15 protein-coding genes are annotated in these 18,949 nt (G+C 46.1%); 9 read left to right on the top strand and 6 right to left on the bottom strand.

The window, feature by feature from the left end; translation table 11 throughout:
• Window positions 1-160: 160 nt before the first annotated feature.
• Together KTH90_RS09200 and KTH90_RS09195 are read right to left on the bottom strand one after the other, a co-directional pair.
• Window positions 161-3,460, bottom strand: coding sequence for a UvrD-helicase domain-containing protein (locus KTH90_RS09200; protein WP_158351088.1), 3,300 nt, complete (start codon window positions 3,458-3,460; stop codon window positions 161-163).
• A 447-nt stretch (window positions 3,461-3,907) separates the two neighbouring features.
• Entirely contained in the window at window positions 3,908-4,495 is a 588-nt protein-coding gene (locus KTH90_RS09195; RefSeq protein WP_158351087.1) for a GNAT family N-acetyltransferase, read from the bottom strand.
• Between the two features lie 362 nt (window positions 4,496-4,857).
• On the opposite strand from KTH90_RS09195, the gene KTH90_RS09190 reads away from it, so the two are divergent.
• Window positions 4,858-5,436, top strand: a complete 579-nt coding sequence (locus tag KTH90_RS09190) for a sigma-70 family RNA polymerase sigma factor (RefSeq protein ID WP_158351086.1) — start codon at window positions 4,858-4,860, stop codon at window positions 5,434-5,436.
• Entirely contained in the window at window positions 5,417-6,439 is a 1,023-nt protein-coding gene (locus KTH90_RS09185; RefSeq protein ID WP_238726676.1) for a DUF4179 domain-containing protein, read from the top strand. The genes KTH90_RS09190 and KTH90_RS09185 overlap by 20 nt, the downstream gene beginning before the upstream one ends.
• Before the next feature lie 115 nt (window positions 6,440-6,554).
• On the opposite strand, the gene KTH90_RS09180 is transcribed toward KTH90_RS09185, so the two are convergent.
• A complete protein-coding gene (locus KTH90_RS09180) occupies window positions 6,555-6,731 on the bottom strand; it encodes a helix-turn-helix transcriptional regulator (RefSeq protein WP_238726675.1) in 177 nt (58 codons plus the stop codon).
• Between the two features lie 337 nt (window positions 6,732-7,068).
• Between KTH90_RS09180 and KTH90_RS09175 the strand changes: the two genes are divergently transcribed.
• The 5 genes from KTH90_RS09175 (at window position 7,069) to KTH90_RS09155 (ending at window position 12,151) form a co-directional block, all read left to right on the top strand.
• Window positions 7,069-8,145, top strand: coding sequence for a 6-phosphofructokinase (locus KTH90_RS09175; protein ID WP_158351083.1), 1,077 nt, complete (start codon window positions 7,069-7,071; stop codon window positions 8,143-8,145).
• A 47-nt stretch (window positions 8,146-8,192) separates the two neighbouring features.
• Window positions 8,193-9,764, top strand: coding sequence for a DNA polymerase III subunit gamma/tau (gene dnaX / locus KTH90_RS09170; RefSeq protein ID WP_158351082.1), 1,572 nt, complete (start codon window positions 8,193-8,195; stop codon window positions 9,762-9,764).
• A 13-nt stretch (window positions 9,765-9,777) separates the two neighbouring features.
• Window positions 9,778-10,134 carry a YbaB/EbfC family nucleoid-associated protein gene (locus KTH90_RS09165; RefSeq protein WP_158351081.1) on the top strand — a complete coding sequence of 119 codons (357 nt, stop codon included), beginning with the start codon at window positions 9,778-9,780 and terminating at the stop codon, window positions 10,132-10,134.
• A gap of 17 nt (window positions 10,135-10,151) precedes the next feature.
• Complete coding sequence (gene recR, locus KTH90_RS09160) at window positions 10,152-10,748, top strand: recombination mediator RecR (protein WP_158351080.1); 597 nt, start codon at window positions 10,152-10,154, stop codon at window positions 10,746-10,748.
• 428 nt (window positions 10,749-11,176) lie between these two features.
• Window positions 11,177-12,151, top strand: coding sequence for a penicillin-binding transpeptidase domain-containing protein (locus KTH90_RS09155; protein ID WP_158351079.1), 975 nt, complete (start codon window positions 11,177-11,179; stop codon window positions 12,149-12,151).
• Between the two features lie 17 nt (window positions 12,152-12,168).
• On the opposite strand, the gene KTH90_RS09150 is transcribed toward KTH90_RS09155, so the two are convergent.
• Together KTH90_RS09150 and KTH90_RS09145 are read right to left on the bottom strand one after the other, a co-directional pair.
• Window positions 12,169-14,043 carry a BlaR1 family beta-lactam sensor/signal transducer gene (locus tag KTH90_RS09150; RefSeq protein WP_158351078.1) on the bottom strand — a complete coding sequence of 625 codons (1,875 nt, stop codon included), beginning with the start codon at window positions 14,041-14,043 and terminating at the stop codon, window positions 12,169-12,171.
• Between the two features lie 2 nt (window positions 14,044-14,045).
• A complete protein-coding gene (locus tag KTH90_RS09145) occupies window positions 14,046-14,450 on the bottom strand; it encodes a BlaI/MecI/CopY family transcriptional regulator (RefSeq protein WP_158351077.1) in 405 nt (134 codons plus the stop codon).
• Between the two features lie 549 nt (window positions 14,451-14,999).
• On the opposite strand from KTH90_RS09145, the gene KTH90_RS09140 reads away from it, so the two are divergent.
• Both KTH90_RS09140 and KTH90_RS09135 read left to right on the top strand, forming a co-directional pair.
• The gene (locus tag KTH90_RS09140) at window positions 15,000-16,694 is read left to right on the top strand and encodes a hypothetical protein (RefSeq protein ID WP_238726674.1); all 1,695 of its coding nucleotides are present in this window, start codon (window positions 15,000-15,002) and stop codon (window positions 16,692-16,694) included.
• Between the two features lie 13 nt (window positions 16,695-16,707).
• Window positions 16,708-18,657: a TolB-like translocation protein gene (locus KTH90_RS09135; RefSeq protein ID WP_158351075.1), complete on the top strand. Its 1,950-nt coding sequence runs from the start codon at window positions 16,708-16,710 to the stop codon at window positions 18,655-18,657.
• On the opposite strand, the gene KTH90_RS09130 is transcribed toward KTH90_RS09135, so the two are convergent.
• Complete coding sequence (locus tag KTH90_RS09130; RefSeq protein ID WP_238726673.1) at window positions 18,654-18,821, bottom strand: hypothetical protein; 168 nt, start codon at window positions 18,819-18,821, stop codon at window positions 18,654-18,656. The genes KTH90_RS09135 and KTH90_RS09130 overlap by 4 nt on opposite strands.
• Window positions 18,822-18,949: the final 128 nt, after the last annotated feature.

Here is an 18,949-nt window from a genome sequence, read left to right as displayed (position 1 = left end):
ATAAAGATAATTCTGCTAATTGAATCATTATATTTAATAGACTTTCTGTAAAACTAACATCTTGCACAGAAAGTCTTTCAGGTTAGTATTTCAAGCCCTCAGGGGAGTTCCATTATCATTTTTACACTCTTGCGAAGCGTATCTTCCGGAATCTGTAATGTCATAAATCAAAGAGACTTAACTGCTCCATCCCGCTCTCCTCTTTTCTTTTATGAACATCCCCTTTATACACGCAGCCTGCCGGAATATCCTCCAGAAACTCCGAAGGCTCCCGGGAAGTCAGTATGATCAACTCTTCCCTGGCCCGCGTCATCCCCACATAGAACAGCCGTCGTTCCTCTCCTGTATCGGCCGGATGATTGATAGATTCGTAAGGCAGGCAGCCCTTTTTCACCCCGCACAGGAAGACTACCGGGAATTCTAACCCTTTCGAGCCATGCAGCGTCATTAAAGTAACCGTACCAGAAGAATAAACTTTATCCGCACTTCTTTGCAGATCCCCCTCCTGGCCCAATAACAGATTTTGAAGAAATTCAGGCATATCCTTATGAAGTACAGCCATATTCAGCAGACGACGGAGTGGTTCCGACATACCGATCTCATTGACCTCCAGCCATTTTTCGATCAACACGGCCGGTTTCTCCCTGCGGATAGAGGGAAGAAAAAGGCGGACCATCTGCCAGCAGGAGGCCAGCTTAAGCGCAGGCGACAGCTGGCTGTCCAGTTCCCGGAGCTGTCTGGTATCAAATTCTTTTACCTGATTCTGCTTCAAAACATCCAGAAACTCCCCGATCAATTCATCGTCATAATTCCATACATTTTTCAAACAGATCTTTACGGAAGCTTCATCCTCCGGAGTTAACAGAAAGCGGAAGAAAGCCAGGACGCCGCGTACCGTTTCATCAGCCAGAAAGTCATCTCTGCCGGTTACCACATAAGGAATCCCCTCTTTGCGCAGACAATTTTCCAACACCTTCGCCTGCCGATGGGTACGGTAAAGGATGGCAATATCCTGGAAGCTGCGCGGCTTGTCTGTATGGATGGCATACTGCTGAGCATCCAGCATATCGATCCCGCCTGTCATGCGGTTGATCTCTTTGGCAATAAAGATACCCTCGGACAGATCGCTTTCCGCTGTCAGCAGATTGACCGGGAAACCGGCTGGCTGCTGTGCGATTAAGAGCCGGTGGTCTCCCGGATTCCTGTTGATCACGGGCAGAGCACAGGAAAGAATCTCCGGAGTAGACCGATAGTTCTTAGTCAGCCTGATATCCCGAACGCTGGAAAACTGCTTTTTCAACAGATTAAAACATTCAGCATTGGAACCACGGAAGCCATAGATCGACTGATCCGGGTCCCCGATGACAAACAGGCTCTCATGGCCTTTTGCCCAGGCTCTTACCAGCTGATATTGAATATCGTTTATGTCCTGAAACTCGTCTACCAGCAGATAGGAAAAAGGAAGTAACGCCTGTTCCATGGCCGGGCCAGACACATTTTTACCCGGATTGCTGCCTGTGTTTATTATTTCCAGCACCTGCAGAAGCAAATCGTCAAAATCCATCAGACCTTCCCTGTCCAGCTGCTCCTGATAACGTGCCGTTACATCGTCGGGCAGCTTATGCTCAGAGGCAAGACCGTTTTTCAGACGGGAAATTTCCTGTACCAGCTGAGCAGGGCGCAGCTTCAGGCCGGCCTGGCGGATGACCTGCTCCGCGGCATCCCGGCACTGGTATTCATCTGCCAGCACGACATCCTTCTTCCAGTCCTTCAGAAGGTTCAAGCAGATGGAGTGAAATGTACCGATCGTCATGGGACGCACTGCCCGTTTGCCGCCCAGTTCTTTTTCCAGACGGGTGCGCATTTCCATAGCGGCCTTATTGGTAAAGGTTACAGCTGTGATTCGGGAGGGGTCTACCTGCTGTTCAGTTACCAGCCAGGAAATTCGGGAAACCAATGTTTTGGTCTTTCCGGTACCAGGCCCTGCGATCACGGCTACCACAGGTTCGGTCGCCGTTACGGCGTCATACTGTTCCTGATTTAAACCGTCCGGGAGATTGTGCCGTTCGGTACCGCCTGCCGGTTCGTCCACCGATACTCCGGTGCGGTTCGTGCCGCCAGATGCCGGCGTTATCCGGCTGTTCGGCGGGGCCTTGGCCGCAGCCGTCTCAGCCGCCGGCTCCATATAATTTTCAAACAGACTGATCTGCCCGTATAACTCATCGATCTCATTCTTATTTACGATCATAACGGTTCCATACTCGCCGTCGTATCCCGGGATCCGTGTCACATCACCGGACCGCAGCCTCTTGATTCCCTCTTCTACACAAGGCCCTGCCGCCCGGCGGATATCCTCCAGCGGGATTTCCCGGAGAATGGAAAATTCAGGTCCCAGCTTCCCCAGCATACTCTCATACTCGGCGGCTACCTTAGCGCTTCCGGAAGATTTTCCGGTAGAGGCGGCGATTACCTCAGACAGCGGAACGAGACTTTCGTAATGCCTGCCGTTTTCAGATACAAATCCTTCCTCACGGTCAGCCAGTTCTTCCACCCTGTGTAGGACTCCTATGGTGATTTTTTTGCCGCAGACCGGGCATTTGCCGCCGTAAGCAACCGTTTCAGACGGGTTTAGCGCGAGATTACATTTCCGGTGTCCGTCCAGATGATATTTTCCTTCTTCCGGAAAGAATTCCAACGTACCGGCCAGCCCCTGTCCCTGCTGGACCGCCCGCGACAAATGGGAGTAGCTGAGTTCCGTATCCAATAGATTAGCCTCCCGCCCCAGTTTCCCGGGAGAATGGGCGTCAGAGTTAGAGACCAGCTGATAACCGTCCAGAGCGGAAACCCTCCAGTTCATAGGCGGATCCGAAGACAATCCGGTCTCCAGCGCATGAATATGAGGAGTCAGATCCTCAAAACATTCCTCGATGGTATCGAAACCGGAAAACGCGCCGAACAGGGAAAAATGCGGTGTCCAGATATGAGCCGGTATAAAGATGGCCTCGGGACAGATATCCAGTGTGATCTCCAGAAGATCCCGGCTGTCCAGACCCAGGATGGGCCTTCCGTCGGAATGGATATTGCCGACAGTCTCCAGCTTGCAGGACAGAGCCTCCGCAGCCTCCAGTCCAGGCAGCAGAATCAGGTTATGGACCTTTCTTGTTTTGCCGTTCTTTTTATAGATGGAACTGATTTCGCCGGATATCACGAAGCGGGGCCGGCTTTCCATGGAAGTAATCTCATCTTTAAGCCGGTATTCTTCCTTTAAAATGTACAGCCCTTCTTCAGCCGGGGCAAGTTTATCTTTCAACTGTGCCCTCCAGGCCGGATGTGTGAAATCTCCGGTTCCCAGCAGGTCAATACCCTTGCGCCTGCTCCACAGATCCAAGGCCTCCGGTTCACAGTCCCGGCTGGTAGCCCGGGAGTATTTTGAATGAATATGAAGATCTGCTATGTACATAATTTCCTCCAGTGCCGCATTTACTGCGGCATCAATTCAGGTATGGTGTAACCGTTTCCTCCAGTGCCGCATTTACTGCGGCATCAATTCAGGTATGGTGAACACTGCTAATTATTTGGTAAGTATTTCCATTATACTCCAAAATCCGACAAAGTGTCCAGAGCACTTGTAACCACCAAGCCGAACACAAAAACAGATCCTATCCATCAAAACAACTCGAAAACCGGGCGGATATTATATCCATCACACATAAGCGTGTGAAAGACAATCCGAAGATCACACAGCAATAAAGAAGAGTATTGCCCGAAACAGCCTCACTGACTTGTAACTGCTTATGGACAGTTTAACCATAAGTAAAAACTATGACAGGTTATTATCCAAAATTATGACTTCTATCAATTAAAGATAAAACATATCTAAAATCAACCTAATAAATTTAGAAAGTCATCAGATATTCGCTTCCCGGTAATGAACAAATGAATTATCCCAATATTTTTTATAAATTCTACTATCATTTCCGTCAAGATTTAATTGATACATTCTAAACGTAACTAAAAAATTCTTGGGCTGCCATTGTTCTTCATACGAATATTGATATTTCATACCCAGCTGCCTCATTACTCCGCCGCTTCGTGGATTGTTGACATCATGTGTGGCTGTAATATACGGAATACCATCGTTTCTTAATTGCTTTATAACCGCTTTACCTGCCTCAGTAACAATTCTTTTATGCCAAAATTCTTTCCGAAGCCCATAGCCAAAATCATAGCTATCATTTGTTTCAACATTGACATACCCGATAGGATAATTGTCTTTTTTCAAGCAAATCGCGTAGTTATATCCGCATTCTTGAGTGTACCTGTCTGCAAATTGCTTGTCGTAAAAAGTCTTTGTGTCTTCCATTGTTCTCAAAGGAAACCAAGGTAAAAACTTATTAATTTCTTCATCACTATAAATGATATACATGGCTTCTAAATCATTTTCGGTAAATTTTCTTAATACAAGCCTTTCCGTTTTAAGCGTTGGTGTGTTCATATATCCCTCTCAATTTCCGATTTGTCGGTGTGCCTTTCTTTACCTAAGACATCTACGCGATTAGATCGCAGCCGCCGGAAGACCGACTGCCATTACCAATTATAACCACCTTTTTTTTCTCATGCAAGCGGGAAAAAGGGTATCCGTTCTTATGGCGTTACCGGGGCCGTGCGGCAGTGATTTTTCTGCCTTCTGGCAATAAAAAAGGTAACACTCGAAAGAAAATTAAGAAAAAATATGTCTTGAAATAAATAAATTTTAAAAAATAATTGTTAAAATGATAGAAATCATTACCATTCCATCGAAGTATATAGTGTAACGAATCATTTGTAAGCTTACAAACCGCATCAGGAGTATTCATTATGAAAATAAACCAGGATAACTTTGTGAAAGAGCTGAGACGGGGCAATGAAAAAGCTCTGCTTTATGTGATTGACGAATATGGCGGACTGCTCCGGTCAGTCATTCGAAGACAACTATTCTCCCTTCCGGACCGGCAGGAAGAATGTATGAACGATGTATTACTGGGAATCTGGAATCACAGTCAGGATTTCGATGAGTCCAGAAATACCTTTCAAAACTGGGCGGCTGGAGTAGCCCGGTACAAGTCCATTGACTATCTGCGCAAGTACAAGCGTGAGCTGGAGCAGCTGAGCTGGGAGGAAGTAGTCGTCTCAGGAGACGATGATAAATTAGCAGCTGCCGTGGAAGAGGAACTGTCGGAAGAAGTCGGCTGCATGTTAGAATGCCTGAATGAAACGGACAAAAAGCTATTTCTTTACATCTATGGGGAAGACAAGGATATCGAACAGGTCAGCCGGGATACCGGCATGAAAAAAGAAGTAATCTATAACCGTTTATCCAGGGGAAAAAAGAAAATACGTCAATTATTCAGCCGCAATGGAAAGGAGAAGTCCGCATATGAAACCCAACATCTATGAAATGATCAATAAAATAGAAACCAACTGCCACGATTATGACTCCGCCCCTTTATTGGAAGAGGAGGCCAAACACTATAAACACCAATTCCGCCGCAGGATCCGTGCCGGACGCGCGGCATTTCCCGGTAAAGGTTTCGCCATCGCCGCCTGTATCGCCGTCTGTTTCCTGGTCCTGGGCGCAGGTCCCTTCCGTACAGAAGTACGCGCAGCAGCCAAAACTCTAACTTATAATATAGGGGAACTTCTGGGAACAAATGAAGATCTTACCCCATATGAAAACATGATAAACTATTCGGTTACCAACGCAGATGTAACGATAACCCTCAACTCCGTGATCCTGGAGGAAGATGTCCTGTACGTATCTACGACCGAGACCGCAAAGCCGCAATCGGGCTTGAATATGGATACTTTATCCCTTTTGGGCAGCCTCTTTATAAACGGAAAATACATCGAAAATAGCAGCAGCGGCGTCTCCGTTCCATTAGAAGAAGGGAATGGTCAGGAATCCCTGATTGGCTATAATTTGGGAGACCGTTCTGAAAGAGAAAATATGGACATTGAGCTGATCATGGAGGATGCCTCCCATACCCTGGATGGCAATTGGAAATTCAAATTCAATGCAGATGGGGAACAGCTCTCCGATCAAACCCATGAAATCGCCACGGACATTCATTATAGCCTTCCCGACGGAACCCAGGTCGACCTGACAGCCTTCACCACAAGCCCCATAGGTCAGAAAATATATTACAAAATAGATGGTGGCAGTGACTATGACATGAAGCTGGAAGGCTCCGACGATCTCGGTAACCCGGTCTCCTTCTACGTATCACACGCCACAAAATCCGAAGGCCGTTTTAACGCAGACCGTCTTGCAGGTCTGATCGCTCCGGAGGCAAGCACCCTGACCCTCACGCCTTATGTATCCCCTCGCCCCAAAACGAGCGGCCGTACAGAAAGCAGCTGGCAGCAAGTCGCAGACCCCTTTACCATAGCTCTGAAATAACAGATTCAAGCGTCCTTACGCCGTCTAAAATACATTCCGTCTAAAGCTTATCCGAGCACATACCCGGCCGCTCCGCCGGAGAATGTTGTTCGGATAAGCCAATTCATTTTCCTTCTTACATATCCAATGGAAGCACCTGATTCAATAATCTTCTGTTCGCCCCTGTGGGTACCGAGAGATCACTTTCCCATTTAGACACGGCCTGCCGGCTGACTCCAATCCGCCCTGCAAGTTCCTCCTGAGAAAGGTTTTTTTCCTCCCGTTTCAGTTTAATTTGTTCCCCTAAAGTCATTGAACTCTCTCCCTCCATTAACATAACCTTATTTTACAAGCAACTCCGGTTGCAGACAACCAATTTTACGCAACTGACCGGTTGCATTTAATAAATACATCTCAAAACCCTAAAACCGAGGCATCCCACCGCCGGAGTTACCCGTTCTTAGGTCAAGCCGATGTGATTTGGCCCCGGGAGAATTGCCGCCCAGCCCCCAGGTGCCCGCCGTTTCCCTCTCCTCCCGGCCCCCAACACTTTTGACCCTTTACGATCCCAGGCAAATAATATATAATAAATGAGGATAAGTTCCAGGATTCACCAAACAATGAAAATCTAAGAGATAGGGTGTGAGTCAATGAAAAAAAGAATTGGTATGTTAACCAGCGGAGGTGACTGCCAGGCGTTAAACGCGGCCATGCGGGGAGTAGTCAAGGGGCTGTGCACCAACCTGGACGATGTGGAAATCTTTGGCTTTGATGACGGATATAAAGGGCTGATCTACAGCAAATACAGAATGCTTGGATCTTCGGATTTCTCCGGTATCCTTACCAGAGGAGGAACGATTCTGGGCAGCTCCCGCCAGCCGTTTAAGCTGATGCGCGTGCCGGATGAAAACGGACTGGACAAAGTGGAGGGAATGAAACACACCTATTACAAATTAGGGCTGGAATGCCTGGTTATTCTGGGCGGAAACGGCACCCATAAGACGGCGAACCTGCTTCGGGAGGAAGGCCTGAATGTAGTGACCCTTCCCAAAACCATCGACAATGATCTGTGGGGAACCGACATGACATTCGGATTCACCAGCGCGGTCAATATAGCTACGGATGCCATCGATTGTATTCATACTACGGCAGCTTCCCACGGGCGGGTGTTCATCGTGGAGGTCATGGGACATAAGGTCGGCTGGCTGACTCTGCACTCCGGTATCGCCGGCGGAGCGGACATCATTCTGCTGCCGGAGATCCCCTATGATATCAAGAAGGTGGTAAATGCCATCGAGGCCAGAAATAAAGCCGGAAAGAGATTTACCATCCTGGCTGTGGCGGAAGGAGCCATTTCCGAGGAGGATGCCAGATTATCCAAGAAGGAATTCCGGGAGAAGCAGAAGAAGAACAAATATCCCTCCGTTTCCTATGAGATCGCGGCTAAAATCGAGGAAGCTACAGGATCAGAGGTCAGAATTACTGTTCCCGGACACACCCAGAGAGGCGGAAGCCCCTGTCCCTATGACAGGGTACTGGCCACCAGGCTGGGATCGGCTGCTGCGAAGCTGATCATGAATGAGGAATATGGCTATATGGTCGGCATGGTAAATGGGGAAACTAAGAAAGTTCCGCTGCAGGAAGTGGCCGGCAAACTGAAAATGGTGGACCCCCAGTCGTCCATTATCAAGGAAGCGAAGAGAATCGGTATCAGTTTCGGCGACTGACTGGCGCAACGGAACCAGGAATGACAGATTAGAACAGGAGTAAACTTATGTCTTATACTGCGTTATACCGGAAATTCCGTCCCGACAGCTTTGAGGATGTGAAGGGCCAGGACGCAATCGTTACAACATTAAAGAACCAGGTCCGGACCGGCAGGATCGGTCACGCCTATCTGTTCTGCGGTACAAGAGGTACCGGTAAGACGACGGTGGCAAAGATCCTGGCAAAGACCGTGAACTGTGAGAATCCGGTTGACGGGAGTCCCTGTGGTGTGTGCGCCTCCTGCAAGGCCATCGCCTCAGGTACCAGCATGAATGTAATCGAGATCGACGCGGCTTCCAACAACGGCGTGGACAATATCCGTGAAATCCGTGAGGAAGTGGCATATTCGCCCACAGAAGGAAAGTACAAAGTATACATCATCGATGAAGTGCATATGTTATCGATAGGTGCGTTTAATGCGCTCTTAAAGACGCTGGAGGAACCGCCATCCTACGTGATCTTTATCCTGGCGACCACGGAGGTTCATAAGATACCGATTACCATTCTGTCCAGATGCCAGAGATATGATTTTAAGCGGATTTCCATAGAAACCATATCCGCCAGGCTTAAGGATCTGATGGAACAGGAAGGCGCCCAGGTGGAGGAGAAAGCGATCCGCTATGTGGCCAAAGCGGCCGACGGTTCCATGCGTGATGCGTTGAGCCTGCTGGATCAGTGCCTTGCTTTTTACCTGGGACAGAAACTTACCTATGAAAATGTGCTGGAAGTGCTGGGCGCTGTGGATACCGAAGTATTTGGCGGCTTGCTGGAGCAGATTATCAGGCAGGACGTGACCGGAGTGATGAAATCCATAGAAGCGCTGGTCATGGACGGACGGGAAATGGGGCAGTTTGTCACAGACTTTATCTGGTATCTGCGCAACCTGCTGTTGATTAAGACCTCGGACCAGGCGGGGGATGTCATCGACGCGTCGAAAGAATCCCTGGCCCGCATGAGCGGGATAGCCCAAAAACTGGATGCAGAGACCCTGATGCGCTATATACGGGTACTGTCGGATCTGTCCAATCAGATCCGCTACGCTTCACAGAAGAGGATCTTAATAGAGATCGCATTGATTAAACTGTGTAAGCCGGCTATGGAGAAAGACAGTGAATCCCTGCTGGACCGCCTTCGGGTGGTGGAAGAAAAACTGGAAAAAGGCGTTACCGTCACAGCAGCGCCGGCGGCTCCAAACACGGCGCCGAGCGTGCAGACACCAGCGGTGGAGCCGCCGAAACCGCCGATGCCAAAGGCGATACCCGAAGATATCAAACAGGTGGTCTCCAACTGGCGAAGTATTGTAAATGAGGCTTCGGGACCTGACAAAGTATTCCTGAAGGGAGCCAGGCTGAGTTTGGGCGGTGGAAATAAACTGCAGATTGTATTTGAAAACGAACTGGGAGCTGCCTATGTAGGTTCCAAAGAACATAAAGAAGAGCTGGAAGCATTGATTTCCAACCGGATTGGCAAAGAAGTGGAAGTCGATATGAAAATGCTTGATACAGGGCGATCCTTTGAGGACAGCTTTGTTGATTTAGAGAAAATCATCCACATGGATATTACCGTTGAGGAAGAATAAGGAGGACATGAATATGGCAAAGCGTGGAGGATTTCCGGGCGGGGGTATGCCCGGCAATATGAATAACCTGATGAAGCAGGCGCAGAAAATGCAGCGTCAGATGGAAGAGAACCAGAAGGAACTGGAAACGAAGGAATTTACCGCGGCTGCCGGCGGCGGGGCGGTGGAAGTGACCATTTCCGGTAAAAGAGAAGTGGTTAAGGTCAAACTGGCCGAAGAAGTGGTGGATCCGGAAGATATCGAAATGCTGGAGGATCTGATCGCAGCCGCTACCAATGAAGCTCTCCGCCAGGTAGAAGAAGCGAACGGCGCGGCTATGTCAAAGCTGACCGGCGGCATGGGCGGAATGGGCGGCGGTTTTCCTTTCTAGAGAGAGTGGAGGATATCGTGGATATATACAGCAATCAGATTAACCGCTTAATCGAAGAGCTCTCCCGGCTTCCGGGAATTGGTGCAAAGTCAGCCGGCCGGCTGGCTTTTCATCTGATTCATATGCCGGTGGAGGATGTACAGCGGCTGGCCGATACCATGGTGGAGGCCAGAAACAACGTGCGTTACTGCAAGCAGTGCTATACGCTGACCGACCAGGAACTGTGCCCCATCTGCAGTAACCCGAAGCGGGACCAGCATACAATCATGGTGGTGGAGAATACCAGGGATCTGGCGGCTTATGAGAAGACCGGTAAGTACGACGGGGTCTATCATGTACTTCACGGGGCCATCTCTCCGATGCTGGGGATCGGCCCCAGCGATATTAAGTTAAAAGAGTTGATGGCCAGGCTTCAGGGAGATGTGGGCGAAGTGATTATCGCTACGAATTCCAGTCTGGAAGGAGAGACGACAGCGATGTATATCAGTAAGCTGGTCAAGCCTTCCGGGGTGAAGGTGAGCCGTATTGCCAGTGGGGTTCCGGTGGGGGGCGATCTGGAATATATTGATGAAGTGACGCTTCTGCGGGCCTTGGAGGGACGGGTGGAACTTTGAGACTGGTATATGGTTCGGCATTCGTGACTGAAGGAAGTTTAGAAGTTTTTTAAATAAAATGATTTAATTATTACAGCGCCTGTTCACTAAAAATAGATTTGGTAAAGATAGTGAGCGGGCACTATTTGTTTTCGTGAAAAATGCTGCTGTTTACTAATTAGCTTATATTGGAAACAAGATTCTGGAAACCGTAAGAGAAAGATATTCTGGAAGCGGACAGATTCTGATTGACTTATAATGCTTACAGATGTAATATTTAAATTGAGGGAAATATAAAATAAAGGGGTATAAGGTACAATTTAGTTATTTAAAATGGATTCCTTTCAATATAATAAATTCAAAATATTCAATACAAATCTAATGAAATGAGCTTACAGCTTACATAAAGATAAACGAAAAGAGGAAAAGGACATATTAGGAGGATACCTATGAATAAATCCAGTTTTATAATATTACTTTTGGTCATCTGTCTTGGTATATTCAGCGGAGGATGCGGCCAGACTGCTGCATCTGCAGAGGCCCCCTCAGCTGTAATGCATGATGAAAAGATAGAAAAGGACAAGGGGATCCTGTCTGCTGATAAGGGGAGTACAGAATCGACAGGAAATACAGAACATGAGTGCTCCGCCCCAAAAGATCCGGTTATCGTAAAGGAAGATTACAGCGATTGTTTTGAGGGACAAACCGGTTGCGCCGTTTTTTATAATAGCAGGACAAACACGTTTCATATTTACCAGGAAGAGATGGCCTCAGTCCGTGTCTCTCCGTGTTCAACATTCAAGGTGGTTTCAACACTGATTGGACTGGAAGAAGGCGTAGTTGAGTCAGAGGAATCTAAGATGGGATATGACGGGACCATTTACGCGAATACTGCCTGGAATCAGGAGCTAAATCTAAAGGAAGCATTTCAGAAATCCTGTGTCTGGTATTACCGTAAACTTCTTGACCAGGTTGGAGAAGAAAAGGTTAAAAAATGGGTGAATGCCCTTCCTTACGGCAACTGTGATATTAACCAATGGAAGGGTGACGGGACAGTAAACGGAGGTGCAGAACAACTGAATGGCTTCTGGCTGGAATCCTCTCTGGAAATATCCGCACGGGAACAGACAGAAGTACTGGCCAGAATCTTCGATGGAAATACGGAATTCCAGGAAGAACACATATCGATGCTTCGGCAAATGATGAAGACCGAGGATGAGGACGCCTGCGACATTCAGATCTATGGAAAAACAGGAACCGGCCGGAATGCCAATCATGCCAACGCCTGGTACGTGGGAATGACAGCGAATGGGGAGGAGACCAACTACTTTGCAGTCCGGCTGGTGGCGGCGAAGGACAGCTGGATTACCGGTACGGATGCGAAGGATATTGCGGTGCGTATTATCCATGAATATTTTAAATGAAGATTTTCTGAGTGGGTTTAAACAGAAGGATAGATTCCCATATCTTTCAGCACTTGTAATGTCACTTCCGCTGAGGTATTTCCACCGGCATTATCGGCATTGGATATATTCGTGGCAAAGAACCAGGTATTGTCGGGATTTTCCACATATCCGATAAACCAGGTGGATACATAATTTCCATTCACCTTTGCAGAACCGGTCTTACCGAACAGCATACTTAGGGAATCGGAAGAAAGTTTGATGGCCTCTTTTACGGCGGCGACATTTTCCGGTTGAAATCCGAATTCATTTACATAGAAGGATTTGAGCAGACCGGCCTGTTCCAGAGGCGATATGGCAAGTGAGGATTCCAGCCAGTAGCTGTCGGTACCGCCGGAGAGATCCTGATTACCATAGCCGATCTTTTGATAAAATTCTTTCAGATTCTCCGGGCCGGCTTTCTGATCCAGTGCCTGAAAGTACCAATTTACACTGTACCGCATAGCGGTCTGCAGAGATTGATCTTTTTCCCAGTCCCGGAAGGGATATGACTGTCCGTTCCAGGGCAGAGTGCTCTGATCCGGAGCGATGATTCCGGATTCCAATGCGTTGATCGCGGCATAGATCTTATAGGTGGAATCCGGTGAGATACGACGGGTACTTTTTTCCTCATTATAGACCCGGTATTGGCCGGAATTCAGATCGGTCAGCACCATACAGCCGTCAAGCCCCCGGAAATAACCATACACATCCAGGGCAGAGGAGGAGGGCGCAGGGGCAGAAGGAAGGAGCGTTTCCCTGCCGGATGGTGACACGGCGGAAACAACAACCGGTGCCGGCCTGGCAGCCGCCTGGGTATTCAGCAGCGGAAGCTGAGTAGCCATGATTAGAGTGATCAGCAGGAATGCGGCTATGCCGCGGAACCTTTCATAGCCGGAGGGCGTTCGATAAGAGGAGATCTGTTCGATTCTGCGGAAGAGCTGCCTCTTTGTTCCGGAGAAACCGGTAGTGATCGGGCGGAAGAGATGATGTCGGACCCCGTTTGAAAAGTTCAATATTGTGTGGCCGTATTTCAAACGATCGCCGGGAGGCATATCATGTAAAAGACAGGCATCGCAGTATAATTCCCGGTCGGAACGAAACTCCCGGATAGCGATAGGGATTATGGGATTGAACCAATAGGGGAGCCTTAGCAGCATGAGCATTTGGTTGTAAAAAAGGTCATGATTTTTATAATGTGTCAGTTCATGGAGCAGAATAAACCGGATTTCTTCTTTCGTTTCCTTCTGACTGTCCCGGTCTGCAAGATCTGAGGGCAAAATCAGGCGGGGATGTATAACTCCATAGATAAACGGTGTTGAGACCTGATCAGATAGCAGCAGAGTAATATTTCTGCGGATGCCCAGCTCCATTTTGCAGTTTCTGAAGAGTTCACTCATTCGAAATTCTTCACTCAATCGAAATGCGGGAGGATGAGAATTTCGGCAGATTTTTTTTAGCTGCAGATTTGCCAATAGATAGAGTCCCAGAGCAGCAGTCATGCCAGAGCACCATAAGATCATAATCACCTGATTCAGAACTTCGAAATCCGGCCGATCCAGAGCGACTGTGAAATCTTGCAGCCAATTTTCGTTATCAGCAGGATTCTGATCCTGTACGGATGATGTGACAGCGGCGGACAGAGGAGATTCTTTTGCGATGGCAGGAACGCCTGAAGATGGAAACAGGCGGAACGGGAGCAGTGCAACCAGAAGTGCAGCGGCTGGAAGAAGCCAGAGCGCATAACAGCACCCGGCGGTCCAATAACGGGACAGAAGCCGGCGGATTCCCAGAAAAACCAGTAAAATCATACTTAATATCAGATTTGTCATAAGAAAACGCAGAGCATACATAATTTCACCATTTTTTTTCAACCTTAATCTTCTATGTGACCGGATTTTTCACCCCGGATCTGTTTTTCATCCAGAAGCTGTCGCAGTTCTTCGATCTCTTCCATGGATAGACGGTCTTCTTCCAGAAAATTAACAACCATGGACCGCAGGGTGCCGCCGTAAAAGCGGTTGAGAAATGAAACGCTTTCCCGATTCACGTAATCCTCCCTGGCGACAGCCGGAGAATATACAAATACACGGCTGCTTTTTTCATAAGTGAGCGCGCCTTTTTTTACCAGCCGAAGAAGCATGGTTTGAATAGTCTTCGGGCTCCATTGGGAAGTGGCTGTGAGCCGCTCGATCACTTCGGTAGTGCTGATCGGTGCACAGTTCCACACGATCTTCATCACTTCTAATTCTGCGTCGGAAATCCGTGGTAAATTTTTCATATATTCCTCCATTGGGTGCGTATTTCTGCACATATTGATTTTATCCTATGGAGAGGCTATGCCGCGACCCCGCCTGTAGGGCATGTATTAAGGGATGCTGTAAGTATACTTATCAGGCACACGTTATTTATGCTTACATATGTAATTTATAATATTGTAAGACATATGGAGAGGACAGTCAAGAGTATATTACTTATGTACACTTCTGTTCAGCCATATGTATACGAAACTTCCATCCGATTGGCCGTGATGGATCACTTGCTGTATTAGCATACTTTACTGATAAGATCGGACCCGTCACACAAACTGTTGTGCTAAATGACTAAGAAATATTTAAGAATATAATTATATTTATGCAATTTGGTTGTGGATGTATCATAAATAGAGTATAATTATTAAAAACTACATATAAGTAATGCTTGAAATTAGGGAGGGGATATTTTGGAAAAGTGTTTGATTTGCGGGAGAAATATCGACGAAGGTTTAAGTATATGCCCCTATTGTGGAAATTCGATTCCTACTGTAGAAAGAGGCGGGGAAGATGAAAGGATGAATATCAGTGACGGAGAAGATCGTACATTGCAGAATGATCCGGATATAAATGATTTTAAAAATGCAGATGCGGAATTCATGTTTCAGAGCAGCCAGGATATAACGTCAAACAAACCGTCCGCCCCACCGGTGATAGATTCAAAAGTGGATAAGAAGAAAAAGTCGGTACTTTTGCTCGGTGGAATTATCATTGCTTTTGCTATTTTTCTGGCAGTTATTCTACTGACAGCAGGAAGAAAGGAAGCGGCGGTTTCAGAATATGGCACGGAGGTATTTACCGATACGGAAGGCAACGCCTATTCCTTTAATGAAAAAGGCAAAGTGATCAAAATAGAAGGTGAATGGAGCGGGGGATATAGTACGGGGGATCGTAAACACATAGTATTGACGGATGTGGATCAAAATTTGTACTGTTTCGATGGGAAAGGGGATAATGGAGTTCAGGTCAGAAGTGAAGATGGAAGGTTGCTCACGATTCGGAACAATGGTTTCATCTATACGACAGATTCCAATAGCGCAGGGGAAGACAGTGACACTGCTTACAGATACTTTTTTGATACGGAAGAGAGAACAAAGATAGGATCAGATATCGAATGTACGGCCAATAATAGTTTAGATGCCCTTATATATAAAGACCAGGGAATATATATCCTGCCGGATAATGCAGACGAACCGGTAAAAGTAGCTGGCTGTGAAGAGGAAAGCGAAGTGAAACTGGTCGGTATATCAGATACAGGGAAAATGGCTGTCTGGACAGAGGAAAAAGGGTCCAAAACGACTTTATATGTGTCGGAGAACAATGAAAAGATAAAAATAGGAGACCTGGAGCTCACGAATAAAGGCTTTGATTATACCTATGCCTGCTTTATCAATAAAGATTCGGAAGTTATAGTTGGAAATGGAAGCAGTAAACAAATGTTCCGAAAGAAGTTTGGAGAGGAATGTGTAGAAGCCAGGGTAATCGGTGAGGCTGATCTGTTTGGTATTTATTCTGAACAGGGGGCGATATATAGGGGGCAAAACGATCATGTGAAAGGATTATATGTAATCTGCGCCGGTGAAGAAGAGTATCTTAGTAACTTATATTATATAGATGAAAGAGGAGAACGTGAAAAAATCATTTCGGACATACAGGTAATCGTGGGAATCCACAAAGGAAAAGTAGTATATATAGATGAAGATGATTCCCTGTTCATTGCCGATCTGGGAACAAAAGAGTTGAAGAATATACAAAAAATAAGTTCCGAAGTGTATACGGCTCAGGTTTCGAAGAATGGAGAGTACATATATTACGGAAAAGATTCTGACGACTATGAGACATACACTCTATATGAATGTAAGGCAGGCAAAAAATTGGATAGCGTTAAAATCTCCGATGACGTATATAAGATGTGGATAAGTGAGGATGGAAAGCAGGTAGCCTACTTAAAAGATCCGACATCGATTGAAGAGATGTATACGAAATACGGGGAATTATACGTCAAAAAATTTGGAAAAGAACCTAAAAAAGTAAGCAGTGACATGATCAGTATTTTTGGAAACGATGGGTATATTTCAAAGGATAACTGGAACTGTTTTAAATATGAGGATAAGGAAAAGAAGAACATTATCGGAAGGATTTTACATTTCGACGGAAAGGAAGTTGAGCTGGAGGCGACAGATATTCTATACGATTATTCATTCGAATTTTAAGGGGGATACTACTATGAAAATATGTCCGGGGTGCAGAAGAGAAATTAACGATGATTTGACAGTATGTGTTTATTGTGGATTTACCTTCGATCAAACAACAAAAGAGGTGGATGAGCAGATACAGGACCAACAGCCGGATGACGCAGAAGCAGGTTGTAAGATTCATGATCCGGAGCCTGAGTGTGTACAGACAGCAGACCCTACAGGCGTACCGGCAGCTGGACTTGCAAAAGACGGTGGGTATACGGAAAACATGTATGATAACGCTCAAACAGAAAAAAAGAAAAAGCCGCTGCTTTTTATCGGTTTGGGTGCGGCCATATGTGCCATAATAGTCCTGGTTCTTATTTTTTCATTATCAGGAGGAAGAAAAAATTCTGGTTTGGAGCCTGATAATATGGTGGTCCTGCTGGATGAGGATGGTAATGCCTATTATGCGGAGAAAGATCGTTCAGTCAAAGTGGAAGGACATTTTCAACAAGGTTATGCTACGCTGGACAGAGAGCATTTAATTGTGCTGGATAAAAATGGAAATTTATATGTGTATGATGGAAAAGGCGAAAATGAAGAAAAAGTTTCCGGAAATGTATCTTTGGTTTACGGGATAAGAGATAAAGGATTAGTTTTCTGTAAAACACATGTTAAGGAAGCAAAGGTGGATGATATTCTTCAAAAATTGGCTGAGGAGGCTCCCAAATATAGTTATGCTGCCTACAAAGCCGTTTTCGATAACGAATTTCCGGATGGAAAGGCGGAAGAGGCCAAATGGTTTTATGAGTTATTAGTGGGCAGCCCGTATAATGAGGTTTCTTCAGAAGATGAGTATTTCCGATATTTGTTTGAAGAAAAAGAAATAACGAATTTGGGGATCGGTAAATGTCTATTGGCCGCGCATAAACTCAACATTCTGTTTACGGATGACGAGAGTATCTGCCAGTTAACGGAAAACTCTATGGAAAAAGAAAAGATCACATCCTGTAAAGAAGATATGGAGATCGTATTGTACGGTATGTCGGACAGCGGTAGGATGGGAGTATGGAGCGAATATGACGAATCGGAGACCTGTTTTTACGTTTCCGAGGATGCGTCCAAGACCAAGTTAGGAACTGTAGAAACGAACGACATAAATATAAATTTCGGAGAATGTTATTTTGATAAAAATGGTCAGCAAATAGTAACGTTTAATTATTATACGGATAAAATTTTCAGAAAAAAATTGGGTGAGGAACCAGAGATTATTCACGCAGGCGGTTTGATCGGTTCTGGCGTGTATTCACCGGATGGACGGATACGAAGTGGAGATGCGGAGCTAAACAATTTTTACATCTGTACTAAGGGGGAGATAACTGATTCGCGTTCCAGTTTCTACTACATAGACAATAACGGAGAAAGAGAGAAGGTATTAGCAGATATTAGCATAAAGGCCTTGGCAGATGGAAAGATTTATTACTTAGATGATGAAGACAATCTATACCAAGCCGAGATAGACAGAGATAAGGTGAGTAATGAAATTAAAATCACATCGGATGTAGATGACGCAAAGTTATCGGAAGACGGAGCATATATTTATTACTCGAAGGATTATGATGATGGAGCCACTACCCTATATTCCTGTATGACTAATAAGAAATCTCTCGAACCGGAAAAGATCGCGGAAGAGGTTGGATCCTATAAGATCCAGGCGGATGGAAAAAGCGTGGCCTATCTCAGGGATATGTCCAAGGTAAAAGGGTCCCACACCAGCTGCGGCGATTTATATATAAAAGAAATCGGGAAAGAAAGCGAGAAGATATCCAGTGATGTGGTCAGGATTTATTCGCCTTATGAGCAAGGATACATATCGGACAAATATGTTAATTTTTTCAAATATAACAGTGTTTATGAGGAAAATAAAATAAAAGGAGACTATGTCTATTATAATGGAAAAGAGAATCAAACCCTGATAAAGGATGTTTTATACTAATGTAAAGCAAAAAAACCCATTGCGCTTCCGGTAATTCCGGAATGCCGCAATGGCTTTGCTATGGTCAATAACCGCGTTTTTCCAGCACTTCCAGTGCAACAACGGTTATTCTTGATCCCCTCCCGGATGACGAATTCGTCTTCCGCTAAAAATACTTTTAACATAACGGATCCCCCCTGAGACTGTCCGAAAACCGGCGCGGTTTTTTAAGCCTGTTGATTAACACGTATGTTGTGATTGTTGCACAAAAATAAAGATAAATGCGATACTGATTTGGGTGAAATGCTTGAAG

Origin of the sequence: Diplocloster modestus (genome assembly GCF_019042245.1) — a bacterium.
Lineage (GTDB): Bacteria > Bacillota > Clostridia > Lachnospirales > Lachnospiraceae > Diplocloster > Diplocloster modestus.
This window is presented reverse-complemented; position numbering and strand designations above follow the sequence as displayed.